23 protein-coding genes and 1 pseudogene are annotated in these 22701 nt (G+C 58.0%); 17 read left to right on the top strand and 7 right to left on the bottom strand.

The features are described from left to right. Positions 1-43 precede the first annotated feature (43 nt). The 8 genes from IQ265_RS25695 (at position 44) to IQ265_RS25660 (ending at position 7501) form a co-directional block, all read left to right on the top strand. Entirely contained in the window at positions 44-3334 is a 3291-nt protein-coding gene (locus IQ265_RS25695) for a DEAD/DEAH box helicase (RefSeq protein ID WP_194058900.1), read from the top strand. A 224-nt stretch (positions 3335-3558) separates the two neighbouring features. After that, the gene (locus tag IQ265_RS25690; RefSeq protein ID WP_194058898.1) at positions 3559-4137 is read left to right on the top strand and encodes a DUF2808 domain-containing protein; all 579 of its coding nucleotides are present in this window, start codon (positions 3559-3561) and stop codon (positions 4135-4137) included. 57 nt (positions 4138-4194) lie between these two features. Beyond that, a complete protein-coding gene (gene rpmH / locus IQ265_RS25685; protein WP_072015962.1) occupies positions 4195-4332 on the top strand; it encodes a 50S ribosomal protein L34 in 138 nt (45 codons plus the stop codon). 89 nt (positions 4333-4421) lie between these two features. After that, positions 4422-4790, top strand: coding sequence for a ribonuclease P protein component (gene rnpA / locus IQ265_RS25680; protein ID WP_194058896.1), 369 nt, complete (start codon positions 4422-4424; stop codon positions 4788-4790). Next, positions 4777-5172 carry a PH domain-containing protein gene (locus IQ265_RS25675; protein WP_194058894.1) on the top strand — a complete coding sequence of 132 codons (396 nt, stop codon included), beginning with the start codon at positions 4777-4779 and terminating at the stop codon, positions 5170-5172. The genes rnpA and IQ265_RS25675 overlap by 14 nt, the downstream gene beginning before the upstream one ends. Positions 5173-5291: 119 nt before the next feature. Then, entirely contained in the window at positions 5292-6443 is a 1152-nt protein-coding gene (gene yidC, locus IQ265_RS25670) for a membrane protein insertase YidC (protein ID WP_194058892.1), read from the top strand. A 3-nt stretch (positions 6444-6446) separates the two neighbouring features. Then, on the top strand, positions 6447-6947 hold the full coding sequence (locus IQ265_RS25665) for a R3H domain-containing nucleic acid-binding protein (protein ID WP_194058890.1): 501 nt from the start codon (positions 6447-6449) through the stop codon (positions 6945-6947). 44 nt (positions 6948-6991) lie between these two features. Next, complete coding sequence (locus IQ265_RS25660) at positions 6992-7501, top strand: YceD family protein (protein ID WP_194058888.1); 510 nt, start codon at positions 6992-6994, stop codon at positions 7499-7501. A 61-nt stretch (positions 7502-7562) separates the two neighbouring features. Here the strand turns inward: IQ265_RS25660 and IQ265_RS29750 are convergent. After that, a pseudogene (locus IQ265_RS29750) lies at positions 7563-7676 on the bottom strand (Uma2 family endonuclease); the annotation flags it as partial. Positions 7677-7791: 115 nt separating this feature from the next. Here IQ265_RS29750 and IQ265_RS25650 point away from each other — a divergent pair. From IQ265_RS25650 to IQ265_RS25640, 3 genes are all read left to right on the top strand, one after another. Continuing rightward, on the top strand, positions 7792-9312 hold the full coding sequence (locus IQ265_RS25650) for an AAA family ATPase (protein ID WP_194058886.1): 1521 nt from the start codon (positions 7792-7794) through the stop codon (positions 9310-9312). Positions 9313-9385: 73 nt separating this feature from the next. Beyond that, on the top strand, positions 9386-9853 hold the full coding sequence (locus IQ265_RS25645; RefSeq protein ID WP_194058884.1) for an SH3 domain-containing protein: 468 nt from the start codon (positions 9386-9388) through the stop codon (positions 9851-9853). A gap of 270 nt (positions 9854-10123) precedes the next feature. Then, the gene (locus IQ265_RS25640) at positions 10124-10288 is read left to right on the top strand and encodes a hypothetical protein (protein WP_017296515.1); all 165 of its coding nucleotides are present in this window, start codon (positions 10124-10126) and stop codon (positions 10286-10288) included. A gap of 42 nt (positions 10289-10330) precedes the next feature. On the opposite strand, the gene IQ265_RS25635 is transcribed toward IQ265_RS25640, so the two are convergent. The 3 genes from IQ265_RS25635 to IQ265_RS25625 all read right to left on the bottom strand — a co-directional run bounded on the left by IQ265_RS25635 (position 10331) and on the right by IQ265_RS25625 (position 14326). After that, entirely contained in the window at positions 10331-10981 is a 651-nt protein-coding gene (locus tag IQ265_RS25635) for a TraX family protein (protein ID WP_194058882.1), read from the bottom strand. A 355-nt stretch (positions 10982-11336) separates the two neighbouring features. After that, entirely contained in the window at positions 11337-12449 is a 1113-nt protein-coding gene (locus IQ265_RS25630) for an S-layer homology domain-containing protein (RefSeq protein ID WP_194058880.1), read from the bottom strand. Positions 12450-12910: 461 nt separating this feature from the next. Then, complete coding sequence (locus IQ265_RS25625) at positions 12911-14326, bottom strand: nucleoside transporter C-terminal domain-containing protein (protein ID WP_194058878.1); 1416 nt, start codon at positions 14324-14326, stop codon at positions 12911-12913. Positions 14327-14465: 139 nt separating this feature from the next. Between IQ265_RS25625 and IQ265_RS25620 the strand changes: the two genes are divergently transcribed. From IQ265_RS25620 to IQ265_RS25605, 4 genes are read left to right on the top strand one after another with little or no spacing between them, the layout of a single operon-like run. Beyond that, positions 14466-14732, top strand: a complete 267-nt coding sequence (locus tag IQ265_RS25620) for a hypothetical protein (RefSeq protein ID WP_194058876.1) — start codon at positions 14466-14468, stop codon at positions 14730-14732. A 2-nt stretch (positions 14733-14734) separates the two neighbouring features. After that, on the top strand, positions 14735-15694 hold the full coding sequence (gene rbsK / locus IQ265_RS25615) for a ribokinase (RefSeq protein WP_228038503.1): 960 nt from the start codon (positions 14735-14737) through the stop codon (positions 15692-15694). A 47-nt stretch (positions 15695-15741) separates the two neighbouring features. Continuing rightward, on the top strand, positions 15742-16599 hold the full coding sequence (locus tag IQ265_RS25610) for a TIGR02587 family membrane protein (RefSeq protein WP_194058874.1): 858 nt from the start codon (positions 15742-15744) through the stop codon (positions 16597-16599). A gap of 14 nt (positions 16600-16613) precedes the next feature. Beyond that, on the top strand, positions 16614-16991 hold the full coding sequence (locus IQ265_RS25605; protein ID WP_194058872.1) for a hypothetical protein: 378 nt from the start codon (positions 16614-16616) through the stop codon (positions 16989-16991). On the opposite strand, the gene IQ265_RS25600 is transcribed toward IQ265_RS25605, so the two are convergent. From IQ265_RS25600 to IQ265_RS25590, 3 genes are all read right to left on the bottom strand, one after another. Next, the gene (locus IQ265_RS25600; protein ID WP_194058870.1) at positions 16972-19176 is read right to left on the bottom strand and encodes an EAL domain-containing protein; all 2205 of its coding nucleotides are present in this window, start codon (positions 19174-19176) and stop codon (positions 16972-16974) included. The two genes, IQ265_RS25605 and IQ265_RS25600, sit on opposite strands and share 20 nt — an antisense overlap. Positions 19177-19356: 180 nt before the next feature. Then, positions 19357-19914, bottom strand: a complete 558-nt coding sequence (locus IQ265_RS25595) for a sugar O-acetyltransferase (protein WP_194058868.1) — start codon at positions 19912-19914, stop codon at positions 19357-19359. A 73-nt stretch (positions 19915-19987) separates the two neighbouring features. Beyond that, entirely contained in the window at positions 19988-21889 is a 1902-nt protein-coding gene (locus IQ265_RS25590) for a transketolase C-terminal domain-containing protein (protein WP_194058866.1), read from the bottom strand. Between the two features lie 220 nt (positions 21890-22109). Here IQ265_RS25590 and IQ265_RS25585 point away from each other — a divergent pair, with 220 nt between their 5' ends. Continuing rightward, positions 22110-22331 (top strand): AbrB/MazE/SpoVT family DNA-binding domain-containing protein, encoded by a 222-nt coding sequence (locus IQ265_RS25585; RefSeq protein WP_194058864.1) that lies wholly within the window; start codon positions 22110-22112, stop codon positions 22329-22331. A gap of 30 nt (positions 22332-22361) precedes the next feature. Further along, the gene (locus IQ265_RS25580; RefSeq protein ID WP_194059007.1) at positions 22362-22613 is read left to right on the top strand and encodes a DUF4160 domain-containing protein; all 252 of its coding nucleotides are present in this window, start codon (positions 22362-22364) and stop codon (positions 22611-22613) included. The last annotated feature ends 88 nt before the right edge of the window (positions 22614-22701 follow it).

Genomic DNA, 22701 nt, shown 5'->3' with positions numbered 1-22701 from the left:
CCCAGCGCACCCAATCCTTTGAGCGAGTCGTAGATATAGGGCAATGGCAATACTACACGTCAGTTGGGTTCCTCAGGCGCAGCAGTTTTTTCTCTGGGCTGAGGCCTGGCAACCGCTGCCAGCGGAGGGGTTAGCCCCGTGGGAGGGGCTGCATCTCCACCCCTACGCCCTGGGGCAGGCCGATTTGGCTCAGGTGCTAGCCGGCATGCAAAAACAGCTGGCGGGACGGGCTAGCTCAGCGGGGGATATGTTTCCAGCGGTGCTGACTGAGGCCGCGATCGCTGCAGGTAAGAGTGCAACCAAGGCAGCCGGGGGAAGTCGGCGATCGCGCGCTGCAAAATCAGCTCGCGGGGCCGCTGGCCCGGTCTGGGGTGAGATTACCCTGCCGCTACCGGCTCGCCTGCTAGCCACCGCGCTAGCGCCTGTGCATTCGGCCAAGCTAGATGCTCAGGCAGAGTCTGAACCCGACGCCGAAACCGTGCTGCATCCCTGGCGGTTGCAGGGTTGGCATTTAGGCATGGCCGATTTTTTGCCCATTTTGCTGGCCCTGCCCCTGGGGCAGCACACCCCCACTGGCCCCGGCGATATTGGGGCCGACCTGCGCTACTGGGGCCACATTGCCCGCTGGGGTCTGAATTTGCTGGCCCGAGGCAAGTTTTTACCCGCTCTAGAACTCACCAGCCAAACCCTGGCGGCAGGCTGGCACCCCCTGCTCGACAGCGCCCCTGACCAGGAGCGTCTGCGCCACTTTGCCCTGGCCATGCCGCCAGCCTGTCGGACCCATTTGCCCGCCGTCCCTAAGGGATCGCTACCGCTGGCCTGCGGGTTTCCCCTGCTCGACCCCCAACCGCTGCTGCTGCAGTTTTTGACCGCTTTAATTGACGATCAGGTGCGCCAGGTAGCCCAGGCGCAACCCGCCAACGGCCTGGCCAACCTGGGCAAGGAACTGCCGCTGCAGCCCTGGCTTCAGGCTCTCAGCCAGCCGGTAGGTACTTTAGACGCCAGCGTCGCCAGTGCCGCCCGCCTCCAGGAAGCGCTGACTACCTGGACCACGCCGCTGCAAACCCTGGCCGAAGACCCGTCCCGCCAGTTTCGCCTGCGGCTGGTGCTGCAGCCCCCTCCGGATCTCGACCAGCCCTGGCAATTGAGCTACCAGCTTCAATCGGCGGCCAATCCCGACTGGCGGCTGGGGGCCGACCTGATCTGGCAGCATCCGGTGGCCGAGCTACACCACCAGGAGGCCATTCTCAAAGCTCCGCAAGAAACCCTGCTGGGTGCCCTGGGTCGCGCCGCACGACTCTACGACCCAATCCGCGAGAGCCTGCGCCAGCAGCACCCCACCCACTGCGACCTCGACCCCATCCAAGCCTACCAATTCATCAAGGCCTCGGCCTGGCAGCTGCAAGACAACGGCGTTGAGGTCGAGCTGCCCCCCGGCCTAGCTCAAACCGCTGAGAGTGGCAGCGGGCGGCTGGGCCTCAAGGTGCAGGCTGAAGTGCCACCCCAGAACCAACGGCAGCGCCTCGGCCTCAAGAGTCTGCTCAACTTTCGCTGGGAGCTATCGATCGCGGGGGAAACCCTTTCCGCCGCTGAGTTTGAGCAGTTGATCAACCAGGGCTCGCCGCTGGTCGAAATCAACGGCCGCTGGGTCGAACTCAAGCCCCAGGATGTGAAGGCGGCCCGACAGTTTTTGGCGGGTCAAAAAACCGCTACCCCCCTCTCAGTGGAAGACGCTCTGCGGATCAGCACGGGCGACACCCAGCTGATCGACAAGCTGCCGGTGGTCAGCTTTGAGGCCACCGGAGCGCTGCAAACCCTGATCGAAACCCTGACGACAGGCAACCAAACCCTAGAGGAAATTGAGGCCCCCAGCGGCTTTAAAGGGACTCTGCGACCCTACCAGGCGCGCGGGGTCTCGTGGCTGGCCTTTTTAGAACAGTGGGGCCTGGGGGCCTGCCTAGCCGACGATATGGGCCTGGGCAAAACGATTCAGCTGATTGCTTTTTTGCTCCACCTGCAAGACCACGGCTGGCTGGAGTCTCCGGTGCTGCTAGTCTGCCCCACCTCCGTGTTGGGCAACTGGGAGAAGGAAGTCAAGCGGTTTGCGCCTAAGCTTAAAACCCTGGTGCACCACGGCGATCGCAGGCCTCGCGGCAGCGCTCTGGCCAAAGCCGTGCAGGATAAACAGCTGGTGATCACCAGCTACGCCCTGATCTACCGCGATCTTAAACCTTTGCAGTCGGTGAACTGGCAATGCCTGGTGCTTGACGAAGCTCAGAACATCAAAAACTCCGACGCCAAACAGTCGAGAGCGGCCCGCCAGATTGAGGCCCAGTTTCGCGTTGCTCTCACCGGCACTCCAGTGGAAAACCGCCTCGGCGAGCTGTGGTCAATCATGGATTTTCTCAACCCCGGCTACCTGGGGCCAAAGAATTTCTTTCAGCGCCGCTTTGCCACCCCCATCGAGCGCTATGGCGACACGGCCTCGCTGCGGGCGCTCAAGGGGCTGGTGCAGCCATTCATTCTCCGGCGGCTCAAAACCGATCGCAGCATCATTCAAGACCTGCCCGAGAAGCAGGAAATGAGCGTGTACTGCGGCCTTTCGGCGGAGCAGGCCAATCTCTACCAGCAGACCGTCGATCGGGCGCTCGAAACCCTTGATGAGGCCACCGGGGTGCAGCGCAAGGGCCAAATTCTCGCCCTGCTAACTAAGCTAAAGCAGATCTGCAACCACCCGGCCCAGTTTTTGCAGGAGCCCAGCCTGGGGCTGAAGGGGCGATCGGGCAAGCTGCAGCGGCTCGACGAAATGCTGGAGGAGGTAATTGCCGAAGACGATCGCGCTCTGATTTTTACCCAGTTCGCCGAGTGGGGCAAACTGCTCCAGCGGCACCTAAGGTCGTACCTGGGGCAAGAGGCGCTGTTTCTCTACGGCAGCACCACCAAAAACCAGCGCGAGGCCATGGTCGATCGCTTTCAGAATGACCCCGCTGCGCCGCGTCTGTTCATTCTGTCGCTGAAGGCAGGGGGCGTGGGCCTCAACCTCACCCGCGCCAACCACGTCTTCCACTACGATCGCTGGTGGAACCCGGCGATCGAAAACCAGGCTACTGACCGCGCCTTTCGCATCGGCCAGACCCGCAACGTGCAGGTGCACAAGTTTGTCACCACCGGCACCCTGGAGGAGCGCATCCACGAGATGATTGAGGGCAAAAAGGCCCTCTCCGAACAGGTGGTCAGCGCGGGCGAAGGCTGGCTGACCGAGTTCGACACTGACCAGCTGCGCAACCTGCTGCTGCTCGATCGCAACGCCATCATCGACGACGATGGTGAGTAGCTCTCGTCAGGTTAGAAAAGGCCAAGTGGTAGGATCAAGCCGGCAGCGACGAATGATCCCCCAAGCCGCTACTAGCGGCGCGATCGCCAACCGTATCGGACAACCCGGTTGCACCACTGGCACAGATCACAGTGCTACGCTGGGTCGCCGGGAGTATCGTAGTGGGTGGCCTAGATTGGTTACCCCAAGCTACCCGGCCAGATAGTTTTCATTGGAGGTACACCATGACATCCCTAAAGCAATCGCTGAAATTTGCCGCCCTAGGGCTAGCCGCCGTGGCTGCTGCCGTGGGTCTCAGCACGGCTCTACCCCAGCCCACCCAGGCCCAAACTGGGCTGACTATCTTTGGTGGCGTTGAACCCGAGTACCGCCTCGGCTACCTGATTGATTTCAACACCCCGTACAGCACCAACGCCCGCTACTACCTCAACATCATGCGGACCAAGCTGCCCCGCGATGTTATTTCCCTCGAAATTGACTACCCCGACACCTTTAATGAAATTGGCGGCCGCATCAATCCCGATAAAATTGAACTTCGCAGCGGCGACTGGCGCGGCGGAGAGGCCATTCCGCTGAAGGTGGTCGATCTTTACCCAGATGAAAACCGGATTGAAATTATCCCCGAAGAGCCTATCCCGGCCAACACTAGCCTGGTGGTGGTACTCTCCGACGTGCGCAACCCCCGTCGCTACGGCTACCACTACTTCAACCTGCGCATGATGTACCAGGGCGATGTGATTAACCAGTACACCGGCACCTGGCCTCTGGAAATTGCTACCGACAACAATCAGCGCACTCGCTAGTCGCCAGCTAGTGCTATTATTGTAGACTGTGACTTTTTACCAGCAACAGGCAACGCCATGAGTAAGCGCACCCTAGAGGGCACCAACCGCAAGCAAAAGCGAACTTCCGGGTTTCGCGCTCGTATGCGCTCCCACACCGGCCAAAATGTGATCAAGGCTCGTCGCCGTAAGGGGCGGGCTAAGCTCGCCGTTTAGCCCAAAGCGGGTTGGTGTAGACCATCGATGTAGGCATTCTTAGCCCTGGGGCTCAAGCTCCAGGGCTATTGCTGTAGGCAGGGCAATAAATGCTACCCAAACACAATCGACTGCGGCGATCGCGGCAGTTCTCCCAGGTCTATCGGCAGGGCAAAAAAGCCGTTTCGGCCCACTTGATCATGCGGGTTTGGTCGCTGCCTGCTGCTGCCAGCGAGACTGGCGGTGGCCCCTGCATCGGTATTGTCATCAGTCAAAAGGTGCACAAGCGGGCGGTGGTGCGCAACCGTCTCAAGCGCCAGGTGCGCGCGGCCCTCAGAACCCTGCTGCCCCAGCTCAGCCCCTCCCTCTGGATCGTGATCAACCTCAAGCCCGAGGCTACCCAGTGCGAATATGGTGAATTTTTGCGAGAATTAGAGCAGTTGTTCACCAAGCTAGAGGTAATTCATGGGCATTCGTGAGGATGTATTCTACGAGGGCGGCCCCCACATCGGCGATTTAATCATCAACCTGCTGCTGGGCTTCACCATTATTTGCCTTCCCCTCACGGTTGGGGCAATTACCCGTGCCCTATGGCTGCGCTACCGCATCACGAATCGACGCATCTCGGTGACTGGCGGCTGGATGGGGCGCGATCGCACCGATTTGATTTACAACGAAATCAGTAAAATCGTCACAGTGCCCCGGGGTATTGGCCTTTGGGGTGACATGGTGGTTACCCTCAAAGACGGCAGCCGCCTAGAACTGCGCTCTATGCCTCGCTTTCGTGAGGTTTACGAATATATCAACGAGCGCATTTCCCCCTCGGCTAAGGCCGTCAGCGGTGCCGTCGGCGAAGTTTAAGGCTAGTTTGAAACTACGGCAATCCGCCAACAACCGGGCGGCTTGCCTCCCCGACTATGGGGTAGATTAGGTAACTGAGCAGTTAACGTCGTATCCCCTGTAGCAGGGTTTTGGTGCCCATGGATTTTGGAATTGGATTTCTGACCAACAACATCATGTTGCCGATCCTAGATTTTTTCTACGGGATCGTGCCCAGCTATGGGTTGGCCATTGTGGCCCTCACCCTGGTGATTCGGTTTGCGCTGTATCCCCTCAACGCGGGCTCTATTCGCAACATGCGGCGGATGAAGGTGGCGCAGCCCCTGATGCAAAAGCGCGTCAAAGAAATCCAGGAGCGCTATAAGGACAACCCCACCAAACTCCAGGAGGAGATGAGCGGGGTCTACAAAGAGTTTGGCAACCCGCTGGCGGGCTGCTTCCCGGTGCTGCTGCAAATGCCTATTCTCTTTGCCCTGTTTGCCACCCTGCGGGGGTCGCCGTTCGCCGACATCAACTACGACGTCAACGTTCAGGTTTTCCCTCAGGAGAAAATCGAGCAGATTCAGCCTCAGGTGTTTAGCACCCCGCCTAAGGCAATCTATGTCTCTGACGGCTCGCACTTTCCTATCTCTGCGGTTGTGCCCGGCGGCAACAAGCTCGTGGTTGGCGAGAAAACCGACGTGCGCCTGCAAACCGCCGAGGGCGAAACAATTGAATCTTTAGTCACCCAATACAACGACGACATCGACAGCTTCAAGCCCCGCTGGGAAGTCACCAAAGGCGACGAAGTCATTTCGGTAGACGAAGCGGGCCACATTACCGCTCTAGCTCCTGGCGAAGCAACAGTACGGGTACAGGCTCCCGGTCTGGCCGCTAACAAGGGCTTTCTCTTTATCAAAGCCCTGGGCCGCATCGGTGTGACCGGCGACGACGGCGCTATCCACTGGGACATTTTGATTATGATCCTGGGCTTTGGAGCCAGCCTTTACCTCAACCAGGTGCTCTCAGGTCAGGGGTCTACCTCCGGCGACAATCCCCAGCAGGCGGCGGTGAATAAATTCACGCCGATCATCTTCTCCGGCATGTTTCTCTTCTTTCCGCTGCCCGCCGGGGTGCTGATGTACATGCTGATTGCCAACATCTTTCAGACCCTGCAGACCTTCATTTTGTCTCGGGAGCCGCTGCCTGAGAACCTGCAAAAAATTGTTGATGCCGAGACTAAAACCAAGGCCGAAGACGACAGAAAGACCCTGCCCTTTGAGCCCGGGCGCAGCAAAAAGAAAAAGGCGTAACCTATGGTCACTGATGCTGCTACCGCTGGCGTGAACTGGTTAACCAACTTGCTGACGATGCAGGGGTTGACCTCTACCGTCACCGCCCATCCGGTCGAGGATGAGTCTGGGGAAAGCTGCTGGCTCACGATCGCCGAAGAGTCGCTGACGCAAGAGCAGGTACAGGCGCTGATTGGCGAGGGCGGTGCGGTGCTCGACTCGATTCAGTACCTGGCCAATACCACCCTAAATCTGGGTAAGGGCCAGGATGAGCAGCAGGCCTTTACGATTGAGCTGGCGGGCTACCGGGCCAAACGCCTAGAAGAACTCAAAGCTATGGCGGCAGACGCCGCTGAGCGGGTGCTGGCTAGTGGTGAAGAGTACGAAATGCAGGGGCTATCTTCTGCCGAACGCCGCCAGATGCACCACTTTTTGTCGGCCCACGAGGGTTTAGCTACGTTCAGTCGAGGCCGCGAGCCCGACCGTCGGTTGGTTGTGTGTCTGGCGGGCCAAGCCCCTGAGTAGCCGCTGCAAAGCGATTGAGATGCGAGTCATGGGAGGGATGAGCTATGGACAAAGTGTATATACCTCACCTGCTGCAGCGGCCTGAGAAAACCCTCGCCGTTGATCTAGACACTCACTTGGGCGATCTGGAAACCCTGACCCCCGTGCGGGGCGAGCTAAGCGTTACCCACCAGGGCACCTATCTGGAAATCAAGGCCAGGGCCAACACTATCGTGACCCTCACCTGCGATCGCTGCCTAAAGACCTACAATCACCGGGTGGTCATTGCTCCCCAAGAGCTGATCTGGCTAGAGCATGAGCCCGACCCCGCTACCTTACCCCTAGAGCGCGAGGTAGCCGTAGACGACCTGGTCGAAACCCTGCCCCCCAACGGCCACTTCTACCCCGAAACCTGGCTCTACGAGCAGATTTGTCTGGCCTTACCCCAGCCCCAAATCTGCGACGAAGACTGCCCCGGCATCGACATGGGTGAGTCGGCCCCGGCCAAACCTGTAGACCATCGCTGGTCAGCCCTGGCCCAGCTGCAGCAGCAGTTCAACCCACCAGAAGTCTAGAGCCGCTGCGCCTACTCCACTGGATCAATACCCGCCCCCCTCAGCTGTTCTGCCAGTTGCTCGCAGCGGCGATCGCAGGCTGGTTGACGTTGTCTACAGGGGCATCGGGCAAGACAAAGTCGTCAGGTGGTTTTTCCCAGGTGATTGCCCAAGTGGTTTGGGGCGCAAATACCATGGCCTGATTTAGGTAAAAAGAGACTGAGGACTTTACTGTAGAAGTTTTGTAGATCGAAAAATTCGATAGGCTGGAAGCATAACCAAGCACTGTGGAATAACTGAGTTGTGCTGACATGGGTTTCACCGAAGAACTGGGGCTGTTAATTCGAGCCCGCTACCCGATTGTTTACATTGCCACCGCCGAGGAGGAGCGAGCCGAGACCGACATTGCTGCCTGTGCAGCGGCCCAGGGCAATCGCGCCCTCTACACCTGGGATTTTGTCGATGGCTACCAGGGCAACCTCAACGACGCTGGCTTTGGCAAGCGCAACCCGCTGCAGGCGCTGGAACTGGTGGAAAAGCTGCCCGCTACCGCCCCGGCGGTGTTTGTGCTGCGCGACTTTCATCGCTTCTTAGACGACGTGGCCATTTCGCGCAAGCTGCGCAATCTGGCTCGCCGGCTCAAGGCCCAGCCCAAGACCCTGGTGATTCTCTCGGCTCAGCTCACCATTCCCGACGAGCTGAGCGAAACGGTGACGGTGCTGGAGTTTACCCTGCCCGATGCCGCCGCCATTCGCCAGGAGGTGCAGCAGCTCTTGAGCGCCACCAGCACCAACCTGCCGTCAAACATGCTAGAGGAAGTCGTGCGCACCTGTCAGGGGCTATCGCTGGAGCGAATTCGGCGGGTGCTGGCCCGGGCGATCGCTTACCACGGGGCCTTCGACCCCAACGACCTCGACCTGATTCTCGACGAAAAGCGCCAGAGCATTCGTCAGACCCAAATTTTGGATTACTACCCTGCCAAAGAGCAAATTTCCGACATCGGCGGCCTGGACAACCTCAAGGACTGGCTGCTTAAGCGGGGGGCAGCGTTCTCAGAAAAGGCGCGCCAGTACGGTCTGCCCCACCCGCGCGGGCTGCTGCTGCTGGGCATTCAGGGCACAGGCAAGTCGCTGACCGCCAAAGCGATCGCCCACCACTGGCACCTGCCCCTGCTGCGGCTCGACGTGGGACGACTGTTTGGCGGTCTGGTGGGCGAGTCTGAGGCCCGCACCCGCCAGATGATTCAGCTGGCCGAAGCCCTGGCTCCCTGCGTGCTGTGGATTGACGAGATCGACAAAGCCTTTGCGGGTATGGACGGCCGGGGGGACTCAGGCACCGCCAGCCGGGTCTTTGGCACGTTTATTACCTGGATGGCCGAGAAAACCTCGCCGGTGTTTGTGGTCGCTACCGCCAACAACATTCAGGCGCTGCCGCCCGAGATGCTGCGGCGGGGACGCTTTGACGAGATTTTCTTTGTTGGGCTGCCTACTCAAAGCGATCGCCAGGCTATTTTTGAGGTGCATCTCTCGCGCCTGCGGCCCCACACCCTCAAGAGCTTTGACCTGCCCCGGCTAGCCTACGAAACTCCCGATTTTTCTGGGGCAGAGATTGAGCAGGCGATTGTCGAGGCCATGCACCTGGGCTTTAGCCAAAACCGCGACTTTACCACCGACGATATTCTCACCGCCGCCAGCGAAATGGTTCCTTTGGCTCGTACCGCCCAGGAGCAAATTGAGGCCCTACAGGCCTGGGCGGCGGCGGGTAAAGCCCGAATGGCCTCTCGCAGCGGCCTAGACCCCAGGCTGCGCCCGACTTTGCCCGATACCGATTAGCCAGGTCGATGCCGATTGGCCGGGGGTGCTGTACCATTAGCAAGCTGTAGATGATGTTTGGCCTGTTCCGCCCATGAAAGGATTTTTCCTTGGCCTATCTAAGTTGATTTTGGGCGTTGCGATCGCCCTGATTTTGCTGTCGATGGCCGGGGTAGCCACGGCCCGCTACTTCATGGGTCGCCTCTCGGTGCTGCCGCCTAAACCGCTTTACGGCGATGAGATGCCTACGGCCCCAGCCGCAGCGCCAGAAGTAGTGCCAGAAACCGCCCCAGAAGCAGCCCCAGAGGCAGCCGCAGCGCCAGCACCACCACCTGAGCCAGCCCTTGAACCCGGTGCCTATGAGGCAGTGGTAGCTCAGCCCATTGGCCTGGTTATGCGCGAAGGGCCTGGGGTTGAATTTCCTCAGGTGGGTGGCGTAGACGACAATGAAGCGGTAGTGGTGCTAGAAGAGCCCGCTGACCAGGATTGGGTCAAGGTGCGGGTGGTGTCTAACGGCCAGGAAGGCTGGGTTAAAGCGGGCAATACTCGTCGCACAGAATAACTCCAACCCCTGATTTGGAACTGATTTTCCTGTAGGCGCTACCTTTTTCCTGGGGAAAATGTTAACTAATCTAACTAAGCCTTAAGCTTGGTATCAGTTCTTCAAAACGGTCTGTTTTGGCTGAGGGCAGGGTGGTAGCGTGAGGTCTGAAAAGTAACCTACCCCTTGGGGTAGATACGTGGTTTCCCTAGGAGCTGCGTTCTTTAAGGGCTGTGTTCCTTAAAGGCTACAAACTCATTCTTCTGCGTTATATCCTGCCTTTAAAACCCCATGCATAACCTACAAAAAGACTGGATTGGCTCTGTTGCGATCGCGGCCCTGGGCGCTGGCATTATCACCTCGTTTGCGGTAGCCCAGGGGCAAAACCCGCTGGTAGGCCTCGCAATCACCGCCTTTGCTGCGGTTTCAGCCGTAGCGATTGACCATTTTCTGTAGGGCCTAAGAGGCTTTTTGCCCCCTGTGATGCTAGCCCAGCGTCTAAGTCGCCTGCGTCAGCCACAGTTGAATCAGCCACAGTAGAGCCAGGTGGCCGGGGTAAAAGGCATAGAACCAGCGGGCCTTTGGCCCGCGTTTGCCATCGGCTAGCCAAAACACTAACGGCACGGCGATCGCCGGCAGCTGAAATGGCCCCGATATCGCAGACCAAACCAGGTGAAACCCAACCCAGGCTACTACCCACGACAGCCTGGGGCGAAAGTACCGGGTGAGGAAGATCAGCACGATGCCGTAGCTGCTGTAGCCCATGCTGAGCAATTCGCTCAGCCCGGCACCGCCTAACCAGATGAAGAGCCGAAACTGGGGAAACTTGCGGTCTAAGCGTAAACACCCCAGCCCCAGCAGCAGCTCAAATAAAATATTCAGCCGCGTTGTATCAAAAATCAGCTGATAGATCGGTTGAGATACTAGGCCCAAGATCGCCAGCCTGAGGCCATAGCGGCCGATGTCTCGGGTGTGGGTTTCCCCTTGAACGAGCAGCCAGATAAACAGCGGAAAGCTAATTCGCCCAAAGATACGAAACCCGATGGCATCGGGGAAAAACACCACGCCGATGTGGTCTACCAGCATGGTTAGCGCCGCTATAAGCTTGATGTGGTAGCTGGTTAAGCCCCAGGGCAGTGGGCTTCGCATGGGCTGCACGGGTATTCTGCTTCGCACTTTTGGTGTAACACAGCCTGGGGAAGCGAGCTACTGGCCGGGGGCCTAGACTCAACCCTGAACTGGTTGGGGCGATCGCACCAGCAGGAGTTATACCTATCGTCCGTGCCGCATTGTCAGCATGGACGATGGGTATATGTAGCGATGGCCATCGCGCCTAGGACATCGGCCTCTTCCAGTGGCAAAAGCTGGGACAGCGCCGTGGCGTAGAGCCATCGCTTCGGAGGGTATAAGTCATGTCCTAACCGTTTTGGCGATGGCTGTGAAGCAAAAAAAAGACGCCCCGCAGGACGCCTTGGTTATCGCTCAAAAGGACTGAAACAGGGGTCTAGCGGTTGCCGGGGGTGCGGCCACCCTCGTCATTGCTGCCGCCGTGGGGACGCGAGTTGCCGGGATCACAGCCCTCGGCACCGTTGCCAATGCCCTGGTTACAGGCTTGCCTACGGCCGCCGTCGTCGTCATCGTCGTCGTCGTCATCGTCGTCCACTTCGCCGCCGCTGGTTTCGGTGGTTTCGGTGGTGGTAGTTTCAGTGGTGGTGATGGTCTCGCTCAAACTGGAGAAGTTGCTGCTGTTAACAATGTAGGCTGACTCGATGGTTTCAACCTTGCCCAGGTAGGCCAATGCCTGATAGACAAAGCTACAGGCTTCGGAGCGCGAAACCACTTGGAACAGGTTGAGCTCGGTGACGGTGGGGTAGTTCACCAAAATGCCCCGTTCTACCAGAGCCGCAATCACAACCCGATACTGGCTCGGAATTTGGTTGGCGTCGCTAAAGATGCTGAGCAGACTATCGACCGACTGGCCCGAGGTAACTTCGGTAATATTCAACCCGCGGGCCAGTAGCACCAGCATATCCAGGCGGGTCATGGTGCCGTTGGTATCAAAAACCCCGTTGGATACGTCTAAAAAGCCCATGGTGTAGGCTTTTTGAATAGCGCTATAGGCCCAGTAGCTTCTAGATACGTTGCGCAGGGTGACCAGTTGGCGAGTGGCAGGCCGATCAAAGGCCTGGGCAATCATAGCCGCGTACTGGGCTTTGGTGAGGTTATTGGCAGGTAAAAAAGAGCCGTTGGGAAACCCGCTGACTACGTTAAGGGCAGACAGGCGATAGACAAAACCACTAGCCCAATAATTAGTAGAAATATCGCTAAAGCTGACCTGGTTGACGGTGGTCGTAGTGGTGGTGGTGCGGCGCTGATAGATAACTTCGCCCGATTCTACATCGTCGTCGTCGTCGTCATCGTCGTCGTCCTTGGTGTGGGCAGCATCTACGGCCTGGTCTAGTAAAGCTTCGTCTTTGAGCCAGTCAAAGTTTTGAATAGGGCCGCTGGATAGCTCACCGGCCAGCGCGATCGCGGCCCCGCTGCCGAGGGTTAGGGTCGCAAGGACAGCCGAAAGAGGTGCTAAACGCAGCAGCTTAGCCCAGTTAGTTTGAGTCATTCTCGTTCATTCCTGTAGAGTCGTTCGGAGTGTGGTGATAAATGGTAGATAGCCACTCCCGCAGCACCGCTCAGTGGGCGGCTTTCGCAGTTTTCCCGCTTTATCGGCCAAAATCACGGTGCTGCTGATTGCTGATCTCCAGAGACGTACTAGAACTGCTGGTGTTGCAGGGTTTTAGCCCCTTTACGCAAGGTCTATTCAAGCTTTGCAAATCCTTAATAAATAGCCGTATCAAGCCAAATTGGAGGATTTTTCTTCATTTGCAAAAAATCTCTCGGCGATGGGCTGTCCTTCGGTGTATAACACCGTCTGATTCGGTTTGCATCGGTGAGTCTACGCAGCGTTGATTAGCGATCGCAGGATACTACTGACCAGTGCCGCAGCGGTTAGCCCGTCTACAGACTCGCCATTGCGGCCAAATGCTCTATTTGTTGATAGATGCAGCAGGTTCCCGACCGTGGCTATCGACCCAGCACGGCGGCCCCTTCGTAGAAAAAGATGCCGGCTACACAGCCCGTCATCAGCGTGGCGAGGGTGCCAGCCCAGAGGGCTTTCCAGGCCACATCGCTGATGTCTTTGCGGCGGGAGGGCACCAGGTTTGACAAGCCGCCGACAAAGATGCCGACCGAGGGCAGGTGGGCAAAGCCGCAGAGGGCGTAGCTGACGATCACCAGGGCGCGATCGCTCAGGGTTCCTGCCGCCGCCGCGTTGGCCAACCCAATGTAGGGCGGTATGGCCGTTTCTAAGAACCGTCGACCAATCAGCTGCGACGACAGCCACAGCTCTTGCCAGTCGAGCGAAACCCCGGTGAGAAAGGTGAGGGGCAAAAACAGCGCTCCCATGATGTTTTGCAGGGTAATGACGCTAAACACCTGACCAACGGTTCGCCACAGCGCAAACTCGCTGGTGGCAAGGTTAGCCAAATTGGCAAACACCAGGTTGAGCAGGGCAATCAGGCCCAAAATTGCGATCAGGGCGGCCACAATACCCACGGCCATTCTGACCCCGTCGAGAGCACCGATAATCAGGCTATCCATCGGGCTTTGGCGTTCGTCATCGGCCAGGGCAATCGCGGGCACTTTGCCCAGGGTTTCGGGGGTTTCCGTTTCGGGCACCAAAATTTTGGCCAGCACAAAACAGGCCGGAATCGTCAGCACCGAGGCCGACATCAGGTGCCCGGCGATGGAGGGAAAGATGGGCCGCAGGTAGCCCGCGTAGAGCCCCAGCACCGTGGAGGCAATCGAGCCAAAGCAGGAGGCTAGAATGGCGCACAGCTCGCTGCGGGTCATGCGCTCTAAAAAGGGCTTGATGGCGATCGCAGACTCAATGCCGACAAAAATATTCGCCGCCCCCGCCAGCGCCTCGGCTCCGCTGATCGTCATGGCCCAGCGAAAGAAGCGGGCAAACAGTCGCACGACGGGCTGCACCACCCCCAGGTTGTACAGCAGCGCAAAAATAGAGGCAAAAAACACCACCTGGGGCAGCGAGCGAAAGGCAAAGATGTAGCCCAGATTGAGGTTGTCGGCCCCCAGGCGATCGCCGGGTACAGCGGTAAACGGCGGCGTCAGAGCGCGGGCAATCCAGCGACCGGCTCCAGCAGGGCCAACCGATTGGTTGAAGTCGGGCACAAAAATGGGGCCAAACAAAAATCGCGCCCCGGCATCTGACGCGTCAATCAGCGCATTGAGCAGCGCGCTGAGCCAGACCACCACCTCACGGGTAAAGGGCAGCAGAAACACCAGCAGCCCTACCAACAGCTGAATGCCAATCCCCCACTGAATCACCTTCCACGGCACCCGCCGCCGATCTTCTGAACCGAGCCAAGCAATGAAGCAAAGACCAAAAATTCCCAGCAGCGAAATTAAACGCAGTGCCATCGCTTGCCCATTCTCCTTTTGGCCCAAAACACGAGCCTGTCACCGATTATGCCGAAGAACGCTCGCTGCGAATCATGCCGTTCTAGAACTTAACTAAGCTAATGCATTCCATAATGGAACTGACCCCCCGCCTCACGCTATGGAAGCTTTTTCCCCTTTTCCGCCCGATTGGGCGCAGTCCGCTACCCACGCCACTCAGTTTTGCTGTCCCCAGTGCGGGGCCGAGAGCCGCCAGGCCAAGGCGGTCTGGATCAATCGGCGATCGCCGGTCTTTGGGGCCGATCATCGGCGCAAGTGGCAGGAATTTTACCACTGCGGCGAGTGCGCAACCCCCTGGTGGGCCTGGAGCAGCGATCGCCCCCCTTCCCCCTACGGCAGCCTTGACGACGACGGCGATCTGTTTTAGCCATGTCGCTACCTATGACCGCCACCCCTCAACCCAAAACCCTTTACGTTTTCGGCAGCCTGAATATGGACCTGGTCTGCCGCACTCCTCGTCTGCCCCAGCCGGGGGAAACGGTTTTAGGCACCCACTTTGAAACCTGCCCCGGCGGTAAGGGGGCGAACCAGGCGGTGGCGGCGGCTCGCCTGGGGGCCGCTGTGGCGATGGTGGGGCGGGTGGGAAACGATGCCTTTGGCCAGCAGCTACTGGACGGCTTGCAGCAGGCTGAAATCGATGTCAGCGGTGTGGCGGTGGATGCGGAGGCACCGACTGGGGTGGCGGCGATCGCCGTCAACGACTCTGGCCACAACACCATCGTGGTGGTGCCGGGGGCCAATGGTCGCGTTGACGATCGAGATGTCGACCGACTGGTGGCCCGGCTGCGGCCGGGAGACAGTCTTCTAATGCAGTTCGAGGTACCGCTGCCCACGGTTATAGCCGCCGCCAACGCCGCTAAGGCCCAGAATGTAACCGTGATCGTAGACCCGGCCCCCGCTCGAGCCGACCTGCCCGCTGAGTTTTTTAGGGCATTGGACATCCTCACGCCCAACCAAGTCGAGGCGAGTCAGCTGACGGGGCTGAACGTTACCGACATCGCCACCGCCAGCGAAGCTGCCTACCAGCTAGTGCAGCGCGGGGTCGCGATCGCGATTGTCAAGCTGGGGGAGCTGGGCGTGGTGGTGGCCGATCGCCAGCGCACGTTTCATCAGCCAGCCCTGCCTGTGAAAGTGGTTGATACCGTAGCGGCGGGGGATGCCTTTAATGGCGGTTTGGCTGTGGCCCTGGCGGAGGGGATGGCCCTGGACGCCGCCGTGGAGTTTGCCAGTGCCGTTGCCGCTGCCTCGGTGATGGCAACGGGGGCGCAGGCGTCGATGCCCGCGCGATCGCGGGTAGCAGCCCTGCAAATTGGCTTCAAGCACCTCTAGGGCGATCGCTGACAATTAGCTAAAATTGGGTACAACTTAGGTGATCAATGGCACGACCCAAAGCCCATGAATGGCGGACAGAACTGGATGACCTCATGCGCGGAATTGCTGGGGCATTTTTGTTTGGTGCGCCCTTTCTCTACACTATGGAGGTCTGGTGGAAGGGCAACTTTACCTCACCGCCTCGAATGATGCTGATTTTGAGCATGGCTTACCTGGCCCTGGTGCTGCTAAATATTAAAGGCGGGTTTCGGGCTCAGCAGCCCCGCAGCCGCACCCAAATTTTAGTCGAAAGTGCTGAGGGGCTGGCGATCGCCCTCTTCACCGCCACCCTCAGTCTGATATTGCTCGACATTCTTCACGTTGAGACCGGCATAGATGCCATTATGGGCCGACTGATCACCCTGTCGCTGCCCTTCTCGATCGGGGTCGGCATTGCCAACAACATTTTGCTGAAAACCCCCGATGACAACGCTGCCGACTCCGCCAAAAAGCGCGGCCATCCTTGGCGAAGCACGCTGTCAGATGCTGGTGCTGCCCTCCTGGGTGCAATCGTCGTCGGATCCTCGATCGCGCCTACCGATGAAATTCCCATGATCTCCAGTTCGCTGGAGCCCGCTCGCCTGCTGCTGATTATGGCTAGTTCGCTGCTGCTGTCGTACGTCATTGTATTCGAGGCCAATTTTGGCGCTCAGCGGCAGCGGCGATCGCAGTCCGGTTTGTTCCAGGGCCCAATCAGCGAGACCGTGGCCGCTTACCTAATTGCGCTAGCCGCTGCAACGCTCATGCTGTGGCTGTTTCAGGTGATTCGCGTAGGTGACCCAGTTAACCAGTGGGTGAGCTATATCATCGTATTGGGCCTGCCCTGTACCATTGGTGGTGCGGCCGGCCGCCTAGCTGTATAACCCTTAAACGTTTAATGTCTGAACAACCCATCCGCAATCCAGCCGAATGGTTTTCCCTTGGCATTTCCCTCACGCTGCTGTCGGCGGTGATTGCCACGGTAGCGTCGCTGTGGCTCAACCCGTCGCTCAAACCCGCCGAGTTTACGGTAGAACCTGGCAAAGTTAGAGCCGCCAACAACCACTACTACCTGCCTGTGACCATCAAAAACGAAGGCGATGCCACCGCTGCCGAGGTCACCGTCGAAGGCACGCTAGACACTACCAGCCCCGAGGAAGTCGCCACCACCACCTTCGATTTCGTTCCCGCCCGCTCCGATGCCGAAGGCGTACTGATCTTTAGCCAAGACCCTTCGAGCGCTACGGTGCGCGTCGTCAGCTATCAAGAACCCTGACCGTCACCATACCGTTTTTCCCCTGGGCCTTCGCCTGGTAGAGCCCCTGATCCGCAGCGGCAATTAGCGTTTCAGGCGACGACTGCTGATGGGGAATAGTCGTTGCGATCCCAAAGCTGAGCGTAATCAAGCGACTGGTCTGAGAGTTGGTGTGGGGAAGTTGAAGCGCTTCGATACTCGTCTGAATGGCTTCAACAACGACGATGGCCCCGTCGGTTGTGGTATTCGGCAAAATAACCGCAAATTCTTCGCCCCCGTAGCGCGCTACTAGATCGGAAGGGCGCTTACAGGCCTGCGCAATGGCCATGGCCACCTGCCGCAGCACATCGTCTCCGGCTAGGTGTCCGTAGGTATCGTTGTAAAGTTTGAAACAGTCAACATCACACAAAATTAGGGATAGGGGCGCTTGTTCGCGGGCCAGTCGCTGCCACTCGGTGCTCAATCTATGGTCGAAGCAGCGCCGATTGGCCACCTGGGTTAGGCCATCCACCGAGGCGAGGCGCTGAAGCTCTTGGTTGGCCGTTTGCAGCTGGTGGTAAAGCTCGGACTGCTGAATGGCGATCGCCGCCTGACTGGCCAGCTGATAGAACAAATTCACCTCAGACTGCTGCCACTGCCGCGGATGACTGCACTGATGGGCAATCAATAGCCCCCACAACCGCTCCTTTTGCAAAATCGGCACAATCAAATTGGCTTGAATTCTTAAGCTCTTCAGCAGGTCAATATGGCACGGCTTCAGCCCGACGGTTTCGATATTTTCGATTGCCCGCGTATTGCCCTGCTGATAGTAAGCTGCATGGGTGGTTTGAAAGCAGGTATCCATTACGTGAAAACCCAAAATGGATGGACTTCCCGCCGCCAAAGACTCTACCGCCACTAGCCCACTCCAGTCGGGTTCAAAGCGATAGATGACCACTCGGTCTACCTCAAACAGCTGCCGCACTTCATCGGCTGTGGTTTGAAGAATTTCGTTTAGATCTAGCGACTGCCGAATGCGCTGGGTGACGGCCGCGACAATGCGTTCGGACTCACTTTGGTGTTGTACCTGCGGTGCTCCTGGCTGCCAGGGCTCCAGGTCTAGGGTTACCGGTTTGGGGGCAAAGTGGGGGGTTGTCTTGGTCGGTACTGCGCTGGGTTTAGCAATCAAATAGCCCTGGGCAAAGTTGGTGCCCCGCTCCTGAAGCCAGTTCAGTTCTTCAACACACTCAATCCCTTCTGCAACGGTTTGAACATTCAGCTTTTGAGCAATCTCTAAAAGCTTTTCGGTGATAGAGGCTTTATAGACATCGAGATGCACATTCCGAATCAGCTCCATGTCTAGCTTGACGAAATCGGGACGCAGCTGGTGCAGTAAATTTAGACCAGAATAGCCTGATCCTAAATCGTCTAGCGCTACCCCAAAGCCAGCCTCCCGGTAATAGTTCAGCACCGTTTTCAGGTGGTCTAAATCCTGCGGATTGTCTGACTCTACAACTTCAAACACCACCTGAGCATGGGAAATTCCGGCTTTGTCGATGGCCTCTACGGTGCTGCGCAGGCAGGACACCGGATCATACAGAGCTGTAGGGGTAAAGTTGATGAAAATACGCCCATCTAGCTGATGCTGGCTGGCCTGAGCGATCGTGCTCAGCCGCGCCGCCCGATCGAGCTGCGGCAGCAGGCCGGCTTCGGTGGCCAGCTCAAAGATTGTCCCAGGCATGACTAAATTGCCGTGCTCGTCTAGCCCTCGCAAAAGTGACTCGTAGCCGTAAATCTGAGAGGTATCTTGAATAGAAACAATGGGCTGAAAATGACTGGTAAAGCGATCGCTCGCCAACATATCTACCAGCCAATCGGATTGACTCACCTTAATAAATCGCTGTAGCGAAGCAATGTCGCTGAAATCTTGCAGCTGTGGCTGAACAGCACCGCGCACAAATAGAACTTGGGTTTCTTTTAACTCTCTAGGAGCCACGAGCTGAGCTAAGCGGCGAGCCACCTCTTGAGCTTGCCCGGCTTTGCAGGCCACGCTCAAACCGGGTCGCTCCTGCATTAGCTCAAACTCAAAAGACGCTTGCTTTAGGAAAGGAACTACTTTTGCTAAGGTATGAGGAACCGGAAACCAGAGAAACAGCCGCCCTGCTTCTCCTGCTCGACATCGACTAACGTTATGACAAGCACATGTTTTAGAGGCGGGGATTCCCATAGCTCAATTCCACAATCATCGACGCGTGGATTCAGTATTCCCCGCTCGGTATAGGGAGAGCCACAGGTTAAGCTATATGGCGCAGATTTTAGTTGAATTGGCTCAGGAAAACTCGCGTGATGGAAGTAGACCCAAATAGCTCGCTAAACCACGATACAAACCCGTAAATTTTTAACGTCGCTAAATATTGCGAATCACTCGGCAAGGGTTGCCCACCGCCACAACGTTGGCAGGGATCGATTTTGTCACTACGCTGCCCGCGCCAATGGTGGTGTTGTCGCCAATCGTTACCCCAGGGCAAACAATCGCGCCGCCGCCAATCCACACATTGCTGCCAATGGTAATCGGGGCCGCCAGTTCTAAGCCCGTCAGCCGTACCGCCGGGTCGGTGGGATGGTAGGCCGCATAGATCTGCACGTTGGGCGCGAGTAGTACGTTATCACCCAGGGTCACCCAGTTGCAGTCGAGAATAGTGCAGTTGGCGTTGAGGTAGAGGTTCTTACCCGCCCGAATGTGGCTACCATAGTCGCAGAAGAAGGGGGGCGTAATCTCGAAGTTGGGACCGATGGTGTGAAAGAGCGATCGCACCACCGACCGCCGCACCTCCAGCTCTGCTGGCCGAGCGTGGTTGAACTCGTACAGCTGCTCCTGGGTCTGTCGCCGTAGCGCCACCAGCTCCGGATCGAATCCTAGGTACAGTTCTCCCGCGAGCATCTTCTCCCGCTCAGTTTTGGTCATCTCGAGAATCTCCTACAGCAAAAGATCCCCGAGTTCTTCAAGAACTCGGGGATCTGGAGGTATCAAAGCGGATCTAGCCCACCAGTTCCTTCACCTTGGCCATGATGCCGTCGGGGTCAATGCCCTGGTGAATGAACTGCTCCCACAGGCCGCCGCTGCCCTCGTGATTGGTGCCCATGAAGGCAAACTTGGGCGTGTAGCCCCGCTCCAGCAGCCAGGAGCCAAAGCGGCTGCCCAGACCCGTCTTGCGGTTAAAGGCCTCAGTCACCAGCACAAAGGGAGCCTTGCCCACCTTGGCCATAGTCTCCTCGTCGATCACGTTGAGGGTGGCCTTGTTGATCAGGCCTACGTCGATGCCCTCCTGCTTCAGCCGCTCTACGGCATCCAGCGCCCGATAGAGCGAGTCGCCAAAGGTGACGATATAGCCCGCCGTGCCCTCGCGAATCACCTCGTCTTTACCGGGGGTAAAGGTGTAGTCGCCGCCAAACATCTCGTTGCCGTCGGCATCGAGAATCATCGGCACCTTCGAGCGAGTCGAGAAGATAAAGCGCAGGCCGGGGTCGTGGAACACCTTCTTAACGCAGGCCTTCATCTGGTTGGGGTCGGCGGGGAAGTAGAGTTTGGTGTCGTAGCCGTCGTTGAGACCGTTGTCGGCAAAGAAGTTGTTGAGGCCGAAGTGACAGGTGTTGTCGGCCATATCGTCGATGCCCGAGTGGGAGAAGTGGCACAGCAGGTTGGAGTAGTTCAACCGGGCCATGGTGATCTCAGAAATACACATCTCCAGGAAAGCCGCGAAGGTGGCGAACACGCCCTGCTTGCCCTCGGCCATACCAAAGCCCGCCGCCGCCGACAGGTTGCCCCGCTCCATAATGCCGCCGCTGATGAAGATCTCAGGGTAGGCCTTGCGAATCTGAGCCAGGCCGCAGGAGCCTTCCAGGTCGCTATCGACCACCAGCACGCTCTCTTTGCGGGCCATTTCATCCATCTCGCCCAGCACTTCGACCATCGCGTCGCCAAACACGTTGCGGTTCGCGCCCACGTTCTTGCTAGAGCCCATGAACTCATAGGTGTTCTTGGGGGTCTCGATGGCTTCAAGAATTTCAACCGCAGCGGTGTGGCCTTTGGCGGTGAGGTATGCGATCGCCGCCTTCACCGAGATCACATCGTGGCCGTGGGTACTGCCCTCAATGCCCTCAATGCCCACCGCCATGGCCCGCTTGTTGATCACCGCCACCGGGCCGGGGGTGTTGATCGCCTTGCAGATATTGGCGTAGAGGCCGTCGAGGTCTTCGCCGTCGCCTTCGAGCACCGTCAGGCCGTGGCCCTCCAGGGTTTTCTTGACGCTGTAGCCGCCCATGTACTGGGAGGGGTGACCGGCAATGGTGACATCGTTGTCGTCAACGAGAATTTTGACGTTAACGTGGTTGGCCACCGCAAAGCGCGCCGCCTCGGCGTCGTCACCCTCTTGCTGGGCACCGTCAGAGCCCAGGCAGAATGCAACTTTGCCGGGGTTGGCTAGGGCCACACCGTTGACGTAGGGCCACATGTGGCCGAGACGACCCGAGCTAAACTTGACGCCGGGGGTGAGCCCTAGCTCGGGGTGACCGGGCAGCTTTTCGTTGGCGGCGCGGTACTGCATTAGCTGCTCGGCGGGCATGTCGCCGTTGAGCACCGACATTAGGTACTGGGTAGCCACCCGGTGCCCGGCTTCGTCAAAGAAAATGGGCACGTACTTGTCGCCCGCACCGCGAAACAGCGCGTCGAGAATCATCACCTCGGGCACGGTGTCGTAGGGGCCGCCGGTGTGACCGCCCACACCCCGCGCTGCGCCCGTGGCGGTAAAGAACACGATCGCATCCCGACACAGCTGAATGTTGGCCTTGAGGGCACTGCGCTGCTCGTCGGTGAGGGTGGGGTTAGACGCGTCTAACGAAATTCGCTGGTATGCGCCTAGGTCAATGGGAAAGCTTGTCATAGTGTTTCGTCCTATAGGCTGGTGACAGGGAAGCGTGGAGCAAAGCGAGTTTTTTTATAGCGAGCAAGTCCACCGCTCAAGTTTGGATAGCAAAAATCCACTACCTCCATCATTCAATACTCTGGCAAGGCTGTGAAGTTTTATTCGGTAAGAGTTGGTTAAGGGGGAGTGGAGTGGGTGGGTGGATGGGTAGGGGGTGGATGGGATTAGAATGGGAGCTATGAGTCAAGATCCTTTTACTGGCGCTGCTGTCACTGTATCGGCTGATCTTCAGATTACTATTCCAGGTGCGGTAGGTAAGTCATTGGGGCTATCTGAGGGGCAGCGCTTTCAGGTGGTGCGGTATCAAGACCGCATTGAGCTAATTTCCATTCGCCGACTACAGGCACTCAGGGGCTTTCTCAAAGGCATGGACACAGACCTAGCAAGAGATATCAATTAGCAATGCCAGAGATTACAAAGGTTCTACGGAATCATCAAGGTTTTCTTTGGTGATCATCCACCACCTTACTTCCATGCAATCTACGGCGAGTACAACGCTTTAGTAAGTATCGAATCCCTAGAGATCATAGAGGGCGATCTCCTGGGACGTGCTCAGAAGATGGTGATCGACTGGGCCGAAATGTATCAGCAAGATCTGTTAAGGATGTGGAATGACCAGGAGTTTCAGAAGCTACCTCCTTTGAGAGGACGTTTGAAAAGGGGTAGGAGTGTAGCCAATTAGACCAAGCGCCTAAGCATGATGCGAATCATGGCAATTTGGAGCATGGCCTCAGCGTTTTCAGGCAACTGCTCATAATCCTGAACCAAGC

This window comes from Nodosilinea sp. LEGE 06152 (genome assembly GCF_015207525.1).
Classification (GTDB): Bacteria; Cyanobacteriota; Cyanobacteriia; order Phormidesmidales; family Phormidesmidaceae; genus Nodosilinea.
This window is presented reverse-complemented; position numbering and strand designations above follow the sequence as displayed.